Here is a 13,619-nt window from a genome sequence, read left to right on the forward strand (position 1 = left end):
ACTGAATGCAGGCTATTCGCGATACACGCAGTGCACCGCCGCCGGCCCGCCGCAAGGCCGGCAGCCGCGGCGCGGTGCGCGTGCAGCCGGCGCAGCCTCGGCAAATGCCGCGCCTGCGCCTGCCCAGCGCGGACCTGCAGGGTATCGGGCGGCGCCTGCAGCAACTGCTATGGCCGCTGCTGCTGGTGGCCCTTGGTATGGGCCTGTACGAGCTGGGCAGCCGCCTGATGCCGTTGGCTGACCGTCCTATCGCGCTGATCAGCGTCGAGGGCGATCTGCAGTACATCGACGGTGATGCCGTGCAGGCGGTGATCGAGCCCTACCTGAACGACAGTTTTCTGGGAATCGATCTGGATGGCCTGCACGCAGATCTGCAGGACATGCCCTGGGTGGCCCAGGCCTCGGTACGGCGAGTCTGGCCGGACCGGTTGGTGATTCAGCTCGATGAGCAGCTGCCGGTTGCCCGCTGGGGCGACAGTGCGCTGCTGAACAACGAAGGCAAGGCGTTCAAGCCGCAGAACATTGGCAGCTTCAGCGAGCTGCCGCGCCTGAGCGGGCCGGAGCGAGCCAAGCGCAAGGTCATGCGTCAGTACCAGCAATTTAGCGGCCTGTTGCGGCCGCAGGGCATGGTGGTCAGCAGTCTTGAGTTGCGTGATCGCGGCAGCTGGTTTCTGACCACCGAGGACGGCATGCAGCTGTTGCTCGGGCGCGACAATCTGGTGGAAAAAATGCAGCGGTTCATGACCGTCGAACAGCTGATGCTGTCTGACCGCCGTGAACTGATCGCGCGGGTCGACCTGCGCTACAGCAATGGTATGGCCGTGGCCTGGCGAGATGCCGCCACGGCGGAAACAGCGGGGGAGTAACGGGAGATTATGGCAAGCAAGCAGGGCAGCAGAATGATTGTGGGCCTGGACATCGGCACCTCCAAGGTGGTCGCGCTGGTCGGTGAGATCGGCTCGGACGGCGAGTTGGAGATCGTCGGTATCGGCTCGCATCCCTCGCGCGGACTCAAGAAAGGCGTGGTGGTCAATATCGAGTCGACCGTGCAGTCGATCCAGCGCGCTATCGAGGAAGCCGAGCTGATGGCGGGCTGCCAGATTCACTCGGTCTACGCCGGTATTGCCGGTAATCACATCCGCAGCCTGAACTCCAACGGCATCGTTGCGATTCGCGACCGTGAAGTGGTGCAGGCCGATATCGAACGCGTGCTGGATGCCGGTCAGGCGGTCGCCATTCCTGCGGATCAGAAGGTGCTGCACATCCTGCCGCAGGAATACGTCATCGATAACCAGGAAGGCGTGCGTGAGCCGCTGGGCATGTCGGGTGTGCGTCTGGAAGCCAAGGTGCATCTGGTGACCTGCGCACTGAATGCGGTGCAGAACATCGAAAAGTGCATCCGTCGCTGCGGCCTGGAAGTCGAAGACGTGATTCTGGAGCAGCTGGCGTCCAGCTACGCGGTGCTGACCGAGGACGAGAAAGAGCTGGGCGTGTGCCTGGTGGATGTGGGTGGTGGCACGACCGATATCGCGATCTTTACCGAAGGGGCGATTCGCCACACCGCGGTGATTCCGATTGCCGGTGATCAGGTGACCAACGACATCGCCATGGCGCTGCGTACGCCGACCCAGTACGCCGAAGAAATCAAGATTCGCTATGCCTGCGCGCTGGCCAAGCTGGCTGGCCCGGAGGAGACCATCAAGGTACCGAGCGTGGGTGAGCGCCCGCCGCGCGACCTGTCACGTCAGGCGCTGGCTGAAGTGGTCGAGCCGCGTTATGACGAGCTGTTCACGCTGATTCAGGCGGAACTGCGTCGCTCCGGCTTTGAAGACATGATCCCGGCCGGCATCGTGCTGACCGGCGGCACCGCGAAGATGGAAGGGGCCATTGAGCTGGCCGAGGAGATTTTTCACATGCCGGTTCGCCTTGGTATGCCGCAGGAGTTCAAGGGGCTGACCGATGTGGTCCGCAACCCGATTTACGCCACCGGTGTGGGCCTGTTGCATTACGGCATCAAGCACCACGGTGAGCAGAGCGCTCAGCCAACTGACAGCAATAAGGCGTCGGTGGTTGAGCGTATGAAGAAGTGGTTCCAGGGCAACTTCTAGTCGCCCGCAGTTAACAGACCCGCCAGAGCGGGCACATGCAGTAAACGAAACGACAACGAAACAAAGAGTGATTCAAGGAGAAAGGCCATGTTCGAACTTATCGACAATGTTCCCCAGAACGCAGTAATCAAAGTCGTCGGCGTTGGCGGCGGTGGCGGAAACGCCCTCCAGCACATGGTGGTCAACAACGTGGAAGGCGTTGACTTCATTTGTGCCAACACTGATGCCCAGGCACTGAAGAACGTCAGTGCCCGCACTGTCCTGCAACTCGGCTCCGGCGTGACCAAGGGCCTGGGTGCCGGCGCGAATCCGCTGATCGGCCGTGAAGCGGCGATCGAAGACCGCGAGCGCATTGCTGAAGTCCTGCAGGGCTCCGACATGGTGTTCATTACCGCAGGCATGGGCGGTGGTACCGGCACCGGTGCTGCACCGATCGTTGCTGAAGTCGCGCGCGAAATGGGCATCCTGACCGTTGCCGTGGTGACCAAACCGTTCCCGTTTGAAGGTCGCAAGCGTCTGCAGGTTGCCGAAGAAGGTATCCGCGAGCTGAGCCAGCACGTTGACTCGCTGATCACCATCCCGAACGAAAAACTGCTCACCGTACTGGGCAAAGATGCCAGCCTGCTGGCTGCCTTCAGCAAAGCCAACGACGTGCTGCTGGGCGCGGTACAGGGTATTGCTGACCTGATCATGCGCCCGGGTATGATCAACGTTGACTTTGCCGACGTGAAAACCGTGATGAGCGAAATGGGCATGGCAATGATGGGTACCGGCCACGCCAGCGGCCCGAACCGCGCCCGTGAAGCGGCCGAAGCGGCCATCCGCAGCCCGCTGCTCGAAGACGTCAACCTGATGGGCGCCCGCGGTATCTTGGTCAACATCACCGCCGGTCCGGACCTGTCGCTGGGCGAATTCTCCGAAGTAGGTAGCACCGTTGAGGAGTTTGCCTCCGAGTCCGCCACCGTTGTAGTCGGTACCGTTATCGATCCTGAACTGCGTGACGAACTGCGAGTTACCGTGGTTGCCACCGGCCTGGGTGCGCGTGAAAAGCCAGTCAAAGTGGTCGATAACACCGCCGCCGCTGCACCGGTTGCCCGTCAGTCTGATGCCGGTGCGCCTAACTACCGCGACCTGGATCGCCCGACTGTAATGCGTAACCAGCCTGCAACCAGCGCTGCTGCGCACCTGAGCAAACCGGCAGAAGATCTGGACTACCTGGATATCCCGGCCTTCCTGCGTCGTCAGGCCGATTAATCCGGTTAATCGGAGGCATAGGGCTAATTGGTATTCATCAAAAGCGGTCTTTGCTATGATGCACGCCAATTTATTGAGGGTTTTTCGCAACCAGAGCGGAAGCAAACATGATCAGACAACGCACACTGAAGAACGTCATCCGGGCAACCGGTGTAGGTCTGCATTCGGGTGAGAAGGTATATCTCACCCTGAAGCCGGCACCGATTGACACGGGTATCGTGTTCCGTCGCGTGGATCTCGACCCTGTGGTCGAGGTCCCTGCCCGAGCCGAGTGCGTGGGCGAGACGACCATGTCTACCACCCTGATCAAGGATGGTGCCAAGGTCGATACCGTCGAGCATTTGCTGTCTGCCATGGCCGGTCTGGGGATCGATAACGCCTATGTCGAGTTGAGCGCACCGGAAGTCCCGATCATGGATGGTAGCGCCGGTCCCTTCGTATTCCTGATTCAGTCGGCGGGTATTGCCGAGCAGGATGCAGCCAAGCAGTTCATCCGCATCAAGCGGGAAGTGACTGTCGAGGAGGACGGTAAAACCGCGACCTTCGTACCTTTCGAGGGCTTCAAGGTCAGCTTCGGGATTGATTTCGACCACCCGGTATTCCGTGGTCGCAGCCAGTACGCCAGCGTCGACTTCTCCAGTACCTCCTTTGTCAAGGAAGTCAGCCGGGCACGGACCTTCGGTTTCATGCGCGACATCGAGTACCTGCGTTCACAGAACCTGGCGCTCGGCGGCAGCGTTGACAACGCCATCGTCGTCGATGAATACCGGGTGTTGAACGAAGACGGTCTGCGCTACGAAGACGAGTTTGTGAAGCACAAGATCCTGGATGCCATTGGTGACCTGTACCTGCTGGGCAAAAGTCTGGTTGGCGAGTTCCGTGGTTACAAGTCCGGGCATGCGCTGAACAACAAGCTGCTGCGCGCGCTGCTGGCCAATCAGGATGCCTGGGAGCTGGTGACCTTCGATGATGCTGGTACCGCACCCATTTCTTTCATGCGTCCGGCCACCGCTGTATGAGGGCCTGAGCCCACCCCTTTCTCGTTTCGTTGTACTTTGTTTCGGCCACCCTCGGGTGGCCGTTTTCTTTTTGGCGGGACGGGGAACTTGGCGACCGCTTGGGTGTCCCTGTGTGCCTCAAGATTGTCCCTGGCCATCGTCGTGGTGACGAGCCAGGCGTTGCAGGGCGGCTTTCAAGCCCGGGTCTTCCACGTAGTCGGCGGTTTCGCGCAGGCTGGCACTGGCCACTTGTGAACGCGGCATAGTGCGAACCGGTGGTGCTTTTTTGACCAGTGGTGGTTGTACCCTGCAATGAATTTTCGTTAAGGTGGCGAATTCGTTGAACGCCTGCAGGTCGCGAATCAGCCGTTTTTGCTGATAGCGCAGCCTGGTTGCCCAATGGCTGCTGCTGACCACCAGGCGTAATGTGCCGCTATCCAACGCTGCAACATGACAGTGCGCGCGGGCCGCCGGTTCCAGACGGGATTCCAGCAGCGCCTGCAATCGCTCAATTTGACGGGATTTTTCCAGCAGCGCCTTGAGCGTGCTGTTGGTGCGTAACAGGTCGGTTGGTCGACGTGCATCCAGTGGACGGAATGCCATGGGGGTTGCTGCCAGCCAGAGAAGTAGAGGAGCGGCCATGCTAACAGAAGCGCCGCCACGATTGTTTGGGGTCGTTATTTGAATATCATCATTTTAACCGGACGCCACGGCGCGTCGCGGACCGTGACGCTGGGAGCGCACTGGGTTGCCGCGGGGGTGAGCCTGTTGCTTGCCTTGCCGTTGGTGGCTTCTCTTGTGACCTGGCAATTGCTCTCCGGTTCCGGAAGCGCTGTTGCTGACGACCGGGCTGTGCCGGCCTGGCAGCAAGCCTTGCAGGAGTATGAAGTAGAGCCGCTGCAGGAAGACGACGGCACGCAGGCGCAGATAGAGCGTATGAGCCAGCAGCTGGCGCGGTTGCAGATGCGTCTTACCCGGCTGGATGCCCTCGGTGAGCGGTTGACCGAGCTGGGTGAATTCAGTGATGGCGAGTTTGATTTTGGCGCCGAGGTCGATTTTGGTCTGGGTTCGGAGCTTGAGCCCGGCATGGGCGGCCCCGAGCTGCGCGATGATGACCTCAGCTACAACGCACCTGATCTGCAGGGCCTGATCGAGCAGCTGTCGGCGCGAGTCGATAATCGCACTCGGCAACTGCAATTGCTGGAAGACCTGATGGTCAGCCGGCAGACCGATGTTGACGCAATTTTGGATTTCATTCCGGTGCCCGACGGGCGCCTGTCTTCCGGTTTTGGGCGTCGTACGGACCCTATTACCGGGCGTTTTTCGATGCATAACGGCCTGGATTTCGCCGCGCCGCGCGGCACGCCAATCCACGCGGTGGGGGCGGGCGTGGTCACCTTCGCTGCCCGCAATGGGGCGTACGGCAATATGGTGGAAATTAACCACGGTAACGGTCTCAAAACCCGCTACGCTCACGCCTCGGAGCTGAAGGTGAGCAAAGGTGATCTGGTGCAGAAGGGGCAGGAAATCGCCACTGTTGGCAGTACCGGGCGCTCCACTGGCGCTCACCTGCACCTCGAAGTGTACAAGAATGGTATGGCCGTTAACCCACGCCGTTTCCTGGCATTGAATTAGTCTCGCGTCGCCCCCACTCATATCCTTTCATACCGGCCTTTGCCTGAATTGTTGTGGCAAAGGTCGCGCCGGCCGCGCGGTTTAATGTGCGGCAAGAATCAGAGTAGAATGCCTTTTTCAGTGCTGGTCCGGGCTGCACGGGACTGAGCTCGTCACCTCTCACATGGATACCTAATTCGATTATGTTTGCGCCGTTAGTCAGAAAGCTGTTGGGAAGCAAGAACGATCGTGAGTTGAAGCGCATGGGCAAGGTGGTTGTCGCCATCAACGCTCAGGAGGAGGGGTTGAATGCGCTGAGCGATGAACAGCTGAAGGCGAAGACCGGCGAGTTCAAGCAACGCCTGGCTGATGGCGCCACCCTGGATCAGCTGCTGCCGGAGGCCTTTGCTGTTGTGCGCGAGGCCGGTAAGCGGGTGATGGGCATGCGTCACTTTGATGTCCAGCTGATCGGCGGCATGACCCTGCACGAAGGCAAGATCGCCGAGATGAAAACCGGTGAGGGTAAGACGCTGGTAGCAACCCTGCCGGTCTACCTGAATGCGCTGGCTGGCAAGGGCGTTCACGTGGTGACGGTCAACGACTATCTGGCCAGCCGTGACGCCAACACCATGCGTCCGCTATACGAGTTTCTCGGTATGACGGTTGGCGTGGTGGTGCCATTCCAGGACCCGCAGCAAAAACGCGCGGCCTATCAGTGTGACATCACCTACGGTACCAACAACGAACTGGGCTTTGACTACCTGCGCGATAACATGGCTTTCCGTCTGGAAGACAAGTTCCAGCGCGAACCTTATTTTGCGGTGGTCGATGAAGTTGACTCCATTCTGATCGACGAAGCCCGCACGCCGTTGATCATCTCCGGCCCGGCCGAAGACAGCTCCCAGATGTATGCGGCGATCAACAAACTGATTCCTCAGCTCAAGCGCGGCCAGGCTGCCGAAGAGGGTGTCGAGGCGGTCGATGGTCATTACCTGATCGACGAGAAGGCGCGCCAGGTTGAGCTGACCGAAAGCGGCCACCAGTTTATCGAAGACCTGCTGGTACGCGAGAAGCTGCTCAATGAGGGCGACAGCCTTTATGCGGCGCAGAACCTCGGCCTGCTGCATCACGTGAACTCCGCGTTACGCGCTCACACCCTGTTCCATCGCAACGTCGAGTACATCGTACAGAACAACCAGGTGCTACTGGTCGATGAGCATACCGGGCGCACCATGCCGGGCCGTCGCCTGTCCGAGGGGCTGCACCAGGCCATCGAGGCGAAAGAAGGCCTGCAGATTCAGGCTGAGAGCCAGACCCTGGCCTCCACCACCTTCCAGAACTATTTCCGTCTGTACCAGAAGCTGGCGGGCATGACGGGTACGGCGGATACCGAAGCCTTTGAGTTTCGTCAGATTTACGGCCTCGACGTGCTGGTCATTCCGACTAACAAGCCGATGGTGCGCAAGGATTACAACGACCTGGTCTATCTCAGCATTGAAGAGAAGTTTGCCGCCATCGTTGCCGATATTAAGCACTGCATGGAGCAGGGCCGTCCGGTGCTGGTAGGTACCGCCTCCATTGAGTCGTCCGAAGTTGTTGCCCAGTTGCTCAATCGTGAAAAGGTCCCGCACAAGGTCCTCAACGCGAAATTCCACGAGAAGGAAGCCGAGATCGTAGCCCAGGCGGGTCGTCCGGGTGCCGTCACCATCGCCACCAACATGGCCGGCCGGGGTACTGACATCATTCTCGGCGGCAACTGGGAAGCCGAGGTCGCCGCTCTGGAGAACCCGACAGAACAGCAAGTCGCGCAGATCAAGGACGAATGGCAGCTGCGGCACCAGCAGGTGCTGGAAGCGGGCGGCCTGCATATCATCGCCTGCGAGCGTCACGAATCCCGCCGTATCGACAACCAGCTGCGCGGTCGTGCTGGTCGTCAGGGTGATCCGGGTTCCAGCCGCTTCTACCTGTCGCTGGAAGACAACCTCATGCGCATCTTCGCCTCTGACCGGGTGAAGAACTTCATGAAAGCCCTGGGGATGGAGAAGGGTGAGGCCATCGAACATCGCATGGTCACCAACGCCATCGAGAAAGCCCAGCGCAAGGTCGAAGGCCGTAACTTCGATATTCGCAAGCAGTTGCTGGAATACGACGATGTTGCCAACGAACAGCGTAAGGTGATTTACGGCCAGCGTAATTCCATTCTTGCCAGCGAATCGGTTGAAGAAACCATCGCGGCGATCCGTCAAGACGTCGTCAACGACATGGTGGCCATGCACATGCCGGCAGGTAGTCTGCCTGAGCAATGGGACGTTGATGGGCTGGAGAAGGCGCTTGCCGGCGAGCTGGGCCTGCATCTGCCAATCCAGCAGTGGCTGGATGAAGATGAACGGTTGCAGGAGCAAGGCGTAGCCGAGCGCATTCTGGACGCGCTGGTTGCGGCCTATCGCGAGAAGGAAGAGCTGGCAGGCGCGGAAGCCCTGCGTACCTTTGAGAAGCAGATGCTGTTGCGCGTGCTCGATGACCTGTGGAAAGAGCACCTGGCGACGATGGATCACCTGCGCCAGGGCATCCATCTGCGTGGTTATGCGCAGAAGAACCCGAAGCAGGAATATAAGCGCGAAGCCTTCAACCTGTTCCAGGAACTGCTGGATACGCTCAAGCGCGACACCATTCGCGTGCTGAGCCACGTGCAGGTGCGTCGCGAGGATCCGGCCGAGGAGGAGGCGCGTCTGCGCCGCCAGGCCGAGGAAATGCAGCGGCGCATGCAGTTCAAGCATGAAGAGGTCAATGCCGTCGCAGACGAGGCAGAGCCCGCCGAAGAGCCCCAGCAAGCCGCGGCGCCGCAGACCCGTGAAGGGCCCAAGGTTGGCAGAAATGATCCCTGCCCATGTGGCTCCGGCAAGAAGTACAAGCACTGCCACGGGCAGATAAGCTGAGCCTGAAAAGCAGCTGTAAGCTTCAGCGGCAAGCTACAAGTTAAACCCGTTAACCCTCGGCTTTATAGTCGGGGGAATCTGTATGCTTTTGAAGCTTGAAGCTTGAAGCTTGAAGCATGCAGCTTCTCTCTCCCTCTTTCTTTGGAGCGTTATACATGCCTGTTGGTCTTGGTCCTCTGCCCGCATTGCACCCGGTTTCCGGTTTTCGTCTTGGCATCGCCTCGGCGGGTATCAAGCGTGCTGGCCGTAAGGATGTGGTGGTAATGGAGGCCGCTCAGGGCTCCAGCATGGCTGGCGTGTTTACCCGTAATGCTTTTTGCGCTGCACCCGTAACCCTGTGCCGCCAACGGCTGGCAGGGTCGCCGCAGTACCTGCTGGTCAACACCGGTAATGCCAACGCCGGTACCGGCAAGTCTGGCATGCAGGCTGCCGAGCGCACCTGTGAGGCGCTGGCCGAGAAGGTAGGTTGCGAGGCGGCGCAGGTGCTACCGTTCAGCACTGGTGTGATTGGCGAATTGTTGCCTGCCGACAAAGTGATCGCAGCGCTGCCGGCTGCCTTGGCTGATCTGGCCGAAGATAACTGGGCGAACGCGGCGGAAGGCATCATGACTACCGATACCCAGCCCAAAGGCTGCAGTCGGCGTATCGAGATTGCCGGCCAAGTCATCACCATCACCGGTATCTCCAAGGGCGCCGGCATGATTCGCCCGAATATGGCGACCATGCTGGGCTATGTCGCGACCGATGCGCCGGTTGCTCAGCCGCTGCTGCAATCGCTGCTGCGTGAGGCGGCCGACCTGTCGTTCAATCGCATCACCATTGATGGCGACACCAGCACCAATGATTCCTGCATGCTGATTGCGACCGGTAAGGCGGATATTCCGTTGATCGACAGCGCTGATGCGCAGGGCTATGAGGAGCTCGCAGCCGCCATCAAGGATGTGATGCTGACACTGGCGCAGGCCATTGTGCGTGATGGGGAAGGGGCGACCAAGTTCGTGACCATTCGTGTCAATGGTGGGGTCAACGTCGACGAGTGCCTGGATGTCGCATACGCTGTGGCCCACTCTCCTCTGATCAAGACCGCGCTGTTTGCTTCCGATCCCAACTGGGGGCGCATCCTGGCTGCCGTTGGCTATGCCGGTGTGCCTGATCTGGATGTCGAAAAAATCGACGTTTATCTGGACGATGTCTGCATTACCCGTCAGGGTGGTCGTGCCGCCGAGTACGAGGAGTCCCAGGGTGCGCGCGTCATGGCGCAGTCAGAGATCACCATTCGCATCGAGCTGGGTCGCGGCGAGGTGAGTGAAACCTTGTGGACGACCGACCTCTCGCACGAATATGTCCGGATTAACGCCGAGTACCGTACCTGAGGTACCTAGGGGCTGTTGACGTTTCGCTCGCCCGCCTGCCGGAGGCCATTTTTTCGGTCAGGCAAGGCGGAGGAAGCGTAGTGTCGTTGATCTACATAAGCGACCGACAACGTAGCATGGCCGAAAAATGGCCCCGGCCCTGCGGGTGGGGCCGTCGAGGTTGCGCCTGTAAAGCCGCCACTCGGCGTCGCTCGTCGCTGATTTGGAATGACCACAAAAACGCAGGGAGCGTTTTTGTGCGCCAGCCCCAAAGGGGTGAGGTACAGGGATGTGCTGAACAAACTGCGCTCTTTGCCTCTTGATTGGCGGCCCTACAGGCAGCAACAGGTGGGTGAACGAAACGTCAACAGACCCTAGGCGCACACCTTGTCACGGGTGTGCGCTTCGCTTATGGCGTGGCGGCGCACTGCCGTGCGTCAAACTGACGAGACTCTGTGCGCAGGCGCCCGACACGATTGATGATCAGCTGTCGGCCGCGCTGCTTCAGATCTGGCGGGCACAGCCTAAAGCTGCCGGCCAGAAAGCCGCCGTATACCTGCTCTGACTCGCCCAGCGCGTTGTAGCGCAAGTAGCTTCGCAGTTGACCACTCGCGGCGACGCTGGACAGCAATGCCGCCTGATCTTCCAGCAACAGAACGTCACCGGCGCCAAGTGCAAGGTTGTTATCCCGGTCGACAAACACCTGCCAGCCTCTGTTCCAATCCCCTGTCATTGGCATCATTACTACCGGCTCATTGCGCTCGATGGCCTCGTTCCGAGTAAACCGAATGCTGCGCTCTAAGGCGTCCTGCGCGCTGTCCAGGCGCTGCTGGTCGATCAGTCGCTGCAGTGACGGCACGCCAATACTGATCAGAATGCCGAGTAAGGCCACTGCTACCAGCAGTTCGGTCAGGGTAAATCCGTTACTTTTCATCTGCACTTGGCCCACACCTTCGGATCGGTTGTCAGCTTGTCCGGTGATTATGACCGCCTATCTGCAGTGCCGAGCTATTGATGTAGGCGAGATTTATGATCTACCAATCAAAAAGTGGAGGTTCTGAGAATGCAGCGGGAAAGAGGGTTTACTGTGCTCGAGCTGATGGTGACGCTAGTGGTCGCTGCCATTGTGTTGAGTCTTGCCGTGCCGTCCTTCCAGAGAACTGTTGCAAATAATGCCGTCAGATCAACTACCAGTGATCTGGTCTCCGCGCTTAAGGCTGCCAGGGCGGAATCTATGAGTTCCCGGGCGACGGTTACGGTGCTACCCCAGGGCGGGGACTGGGGCAACGGGTGGGCCATCGTTCATCAGGCTTCTGTAAACAGTGACGACGCTTACCAGCTTGCCGACAAAATCAGAGTTAGCAGTGATATCGCTTCCGTCGTCTTCAGTCCAGAGGGTGGTCTCTCCGCTGCGGGAAACAACATCACCATCTGTCACGACGATGCCACCATTGATGGCAGGCGTATAACACTTTCTTTTCTCGGGCGTGTGACGGTTGAGGTGATCGCAGGGGGGTGTGGAGCGTGAAGATGCTTTCGATGAAGAACGCTCAAGCAGGCGTGAGCATGGTAGAAGTGCTTATTGCGGTGCTTGTTTTGGCGGTTGGCGCGCTAGGGTTTGCCGGCGTGCAAGTAGTCGCGATGCAAAAGTCCGAGGATGCCAACTATCGCAGTGCGGCCATGTTAATTGCGCAGGACGCCGCAGAGCGCATACAAGCAAACGCAGCCAATATTGCTGACTACCTGAACGGCGCTGCTGTTGCTACGCCTGCCAGTGTGCCTGCGCAGACTTGCGGTGCTAATTGTAACGTGGCTGACCTGGATTTAGCCCAGTTGGCATGGGCTGCCAGCCAAACTCTGCCAAATGGCCAAGTCAAGATTGATAGCTGCGATTTCAATGGTCTGACTTGTGTGGTGCTCAACTGGGGGGAGCGAGACGGCGGAGCGAACAGTATTGATGCGTGCACCAGTGGTGCTGGCGTGAACCTGTCCGAGGATGCGAATTGCCTAGTAATGGAGTTTGTTCGATGAAGCACGCTCAGCAAGGGTTAACCTTGGTAGAACTCATGATCGCATTGTTACTTGGCTTGTTGCTGAGCTTTGCGGCTATACAGCTGTTGGTTAGTAATCAGCGGACTTTCTCATTGCAGGATGCTGTGACGGCCATTAATGAAGACGGGCAAACCGTGTTGCGATATATCGCTGCCGATATTCGAAACGCAGGGCGGGGTAGTTCAGTTGAAGGGTATGTCCAGCCCGTTGTACTCAACCTGGCGGTGGACGATGGTGGCGGCACGCCGGTCGCATTTCAATCGTCGGATGGTGGTGCTGGCGGTAACGATGTGTTGGTGGTCCGTTACCTGGCTCAAAGAGCCTGCCAGGGCGCCGACCTAACTGCGGGGGGCGCCAACCCAGAAGGGGAGATCGTCGTCAACCGCTACTTTGTCGTCGATGAAAGTCTATGGTGTGCAAGTTTGAGTGAGAGAGCAGACGGGGGCTATGACGCGTTGGCCCCTAATGCGGTGGAGCTGATTTCCGGAGTTGAGAGCTTTCAGGTTTTGTACGGTGTAGATGGCCTTCGCAATGGCAAGATTGGTGCGACTGGGTTTGTGTCAGCTGCCGGTTTGGCTGCTGCTGACTCTGTTGTAGCTATACGAGTTGGCTTGCTCCTCCGGAGTAGCGACACAACGCTACCGGTTCCTGCTGGTGGTCAGACGCTCTCAGTGCTTGATCAGCAGGTTGTGACACCGGAAGATCGCGCAATTCGCCGTGTTTTCTCTACCACCGCGCAAGTTCGTAACATTTTCTGGGATGGTATTTGATATGAGGTCTTTGCTTAATAATGGCATCGGGCAGCGAGGTTCTGCGCTAGTTGTCGCGCTGTTTATCCTGCTCATGGTGTCGGTTCTGGGGATCTCGGCGATGCGCACGAGTATCTATTCCGCCAAGGTAGCGACCGGCGTGCAGGCGGATACGATGACCTTTGACGCGGCAGAGTCGGCTGTGTCTAAAAGTTTTACACATTTAGGGGAGCTTACTGAGCAAGAGCTATCGCTAGGCGTGCTCAACGGCGAATCACTTACATCTTGTCTCAAATCGAATGGTGAATTGGGTGTGGGTGGGTGCGGTGATAGTGATCGAATGGACTCGCGCGGGCTTCTCCAGGCAGAAAGTTATATTGTGCATGTCAAGAATAATTGCCGCATGGTGTCTGGGAGTGATGTTGAGTTATATCGAGACTATGTGATCGATATATTGGCTCAGAGCAAGATGGATTCTTACCAGATAGAAAATAATCACTTGCAAGAGGCCTTGAAAGTTGGTCTCGACTGTATCCAGCTTTGAGTCTGGAGGAGG

13 protein-coding genes are annotated in these 13,619 nt (G+C 58.8%); 11 read left to right on the plus strand and 2 right to left on the minus strand.

All coding sequences use genetic code 11. The annotated features are described in order from the left end of the window. Positions 1 to 5: 5 nt before the first annotated feature. From ASB58_RS01935 to lpxC, 4 genes are all read left to right on the plus strand, one after another. Positions 6 to 866: a cell division protein FtsQ/DivIB gene (locus ASB58_RS01935; RefSeq protein ID WP_118129161.1), complete on the plus strand. Its 861-nt coding sequence runs from the start codon at positions 6 to 8 to the stop codon at positions 864 to 866. A 9-nt stretch (positions 867 to 875) separates the two neighbouring features. Further along, a complete protein-coding gene (gene ftsA / locus ASB58_RS01940; RefSeq protein ID WP_096004014.1) occupies positions 876 to 2,108 on the plus strand; it encodes a cell division protein FtsA in 1,233 nt (410 codons plus the stop codon). Between the two features lie 87 nt (positions 2,109 to 2,195). Continuing rightward, positions 2,196 to 3,362: a cell division protein FtsZ gene (ftsZ, locus tag ASB58_RS01945; protein WP_096004015.1), complete on the plus strand. Its 1,167-nt coding sequence runs from the start codon at positions 2,196 to 2,198 to the stop codon at positions 3,360 to 3,362. Positions 3,363 to 3,469: 107 nt separating this feature from the next. Continuing rightward, on the plus strand, positions 3,470 to 4,381 hold the full coding sequence (lpxC, locus tag ASB58_RS01950; RefSeq protein ID WP_083728261.1) for a UDP-3-O-acyl-N-acetylglucosamine deacetylase: 912 nt from the start codon (positions 3,470 to 3,472) through the stop codon (positions 4,379 to 4,381). 117 nt (positions 4,382 to 4,498) lie between these two features. Here the strand turns inward: lpxC and ASB58_RS01955 are convergent, their stop codons facing one another. Continuing rightward, entirely contained in the window at positions 4,499 to 4,963 is a 465-nt protein-coding gene (locus ASB58_RS01955) for a DUF721 domain-containing protein (protein ID WP_096004016.1), read from the minus strand. Positions 4,964 to 5,158: 195 nt separating this feature from the next. Here ASB58_RS01955 and ASB58_RS01960 point away from each other — a divergent pair, with 195 nt between their 5' ends. The 3 genes from ASB58_RS01960 to argJ all read left to right on the plus strand — a co-directional run bounded on the left by ASB58_RS01960 (position 5,159) and on the right by argJ (position 10,283). Then, positions 5,159 to 5,995 carry a M23 family metallopeptidase gene (locus tag ASB58_RS01960; protein WP_133065868.1) on the plus strand — a complete coding sequence of 279 codons (837 nt, stop codon included), beginning with the start codon at positions 5,159 to 5,161 and terminating at the stop codon, positions 5,993 to 5,995. Between the two features lie 182 nt (positions 5,996 to 6,177). Then, positions 6,178 to 8,910, plus strand: coding sequence for a preprotein translocase subunit SecA (secA, locus tag ASB58_RS01965; RefSeq protein ID WP_118129162.1), 2,733 nt, complete (start codon positions 6,178 to 6,180; stop codon positions 8,908 to 8,910). Positions 8,911 to 9,065: 155 nt separating this feature from the next. Then, entirely contained in the window at positions 9,066 to 10,283 is a 1,218-nt protein-coding gene (argJ, locus tag ASB58_RS01970; protein ID WP_118129163.1) for a bifunctional glutamate N-acetyltransferase/amino-acid acetyltransferase ArgJ, read from the plus strand. Between the two features lie 388 nt (positions 10,284 to 10,671). On the opposite strand, the gene ASB58_RS01975 is transcribed toward argJ, so the two are convergent. Further along, positions 10,672 to 11,196 (minus strand): GspH/FimT family pseudopilin, encoded by a 525-nt coding sequence (locus ASB58_RS01975; protein WP_147336782.1) that lies wholly within the window; start codon positions 11,194 to 11,196, stop codon positions 10,672 to 10,674. Positions 11,197 to 11,325: 129 nt separating this feature from the next. On the opposite strand from ASB58_RS01975, the gene ASB58_RS01980 reads away from it, so the two are divergent. From ASB58_RS01980 to ASB58_RS01995, 4 genes are read left to right on the plus strand one after another with little or no spacing between them, the layout of a single operon-like run. Then, the gene (locus ASB58_RS01980; protein WP_118129973.1) at positions 11,326 to 11,790 is read left to right on the plus strand and encodes a GspH/FimT family pseudopilin; all 465 of its coding nucleotides are present in this window, start codon (positions 11,326 to 11,328) and stop codon (positions 11,788 to 11,790) included. Between the two features lie 2 nt (positions 11,791 to 11,792). Continuing rightward, on the plus strand, positions 11,793 to 12,293 hold the full coding sequence (gene pilV / locus ASB58_RS01985) for a type IV pilus modification protein PilV (protein WP_118129165.1): 501 nt from the start codon (positions 11,793 to 11,795) through the stop codon (positions 12,291 to 12,293). Then, positions 12,290 to 13,084 carry a PilW family protein gene (locus tag ASB58_RS01990; protein ID WP_118129974.1) on the plus strand — a complete coding sequence of 265 codons (795 nt, stop codon included), beginning with the start codon at positions 12,290 to 12,292 and terminating at the stop codon, positions 13,082 to 13,084. Before pilV ends, ASB58_RS01990 begins: the two co-directional genes overlap by 4 nt. 1 nt (position 13,085) lies before the next feature. Beyond that, positions 13,086 to 13,607, plus strand: a complete 522-nt coding sequence (locus ASB58_RS01995) for a pilus assembly PilX family protein (RefSeq protein ID WP_181977847.1) — start codon at positions 13,086 to 13,088, stop codon at positions 13,605 to 13,607. The last annotated feature ends 12 nt before the right edge of the window (positions 13,608 to 13,619 follow it).

The organism is Pseudomonas abyssi (assembly GCF_003444685.1).
GTDB classification, from domain to species: domain Bacteria; phylum Pseudomonadota; class Gammaproteobacteria; order Pseudomonadales; family Pseudomonadaceae; genus Halopseudomonas; species Halopseudomonas abyssi.

Excerpts from the sequence above, each read along its gene's own strand:
- ASB58_RS01975 (WP_147336782.1), bottom strand. The coding sequence starts at position 11,196 with ATGAAAAGTAACGGATTTACCCTGACCGAACTGCTGGTAGCAGTGGCC.
- ASB58_RS01955 (WP_096004016.1), bottom strand. The coding sequence starts at position 4,963 with ATGGCATTCCGTCCACTGGATGCACGTCGACCAACCGACCTGTTACGC.
- secA (WP_118129162.1), top strand. The coding sequence starts at position 6,178 with ATGTTTGCGCCGTTAGTCAGAAAGCTGTTGGGAAGCAAGAACGATCGT.
- ftsZ (WP_096004015.1), top strand. The coding sequence starts at position 2,196 with ATGTTCGAACTTATCGACAATGTTCCCCAGAACGCAGTAATCAAAGTC.
- argJ (WP_118129163.1), top strand. The coding sequence starts at position 9,066 with ATGCCTGTTGGTCTTGGTCCTCTGCCCGCATTGCACCCGGTTTCCGGT.
- lpxC (WP_083728261.1), top strand. The coding sequence starts at position 3,470 with ATGATCAGACAACGCACACTGAAGAACGTCATCCGGGCAACCGGTGTA.
- ASB58_RS01995 (WP_181977847.1), top strand. The coding sequence starts at position 13,086 with ATGAGGTCTTTGCTTAATAATGGCATCGGGCAGCGAGGTTCTGCGCTA.
- ASB58_RS01980 (WP_118129973.1), top strand. The coding sequence starts at position 11,326 with ATGCAGCGGGAAAGAGGGTTTACTGTGCTCGAGCTGATGGTGACGCTA.
- ASB58_RS01935 (WP_118129161.1), top strand. The coding sequence starts at position 6 with ATGCAGGCTATTCGCGATACACGCAGTGCACCGCCGCCGGCCCGCCGC.
- ASB58_RS01990 (WP_118129974.1), top strand. The coding sequence starts at position 12,290 with ATGAAGCACGCTCAGCAAGGGTTAACCTTGGTAGAACTCATGATCGCA.
- pilV (WP_118129165.1), top strand. The coding sequence starts at position 11,793 with ATGCTTTCGATGAAGAACGCTCAAGCAGGCGTGAGCATGGTAGAAGTG.
- ftsA (WP_096004014.1), top strand. The coding sequence starts at position 876 with ATGGCAAGCAAGCAGGGCAGCAGAATGATTGTGGGCCTGGACATCGGC.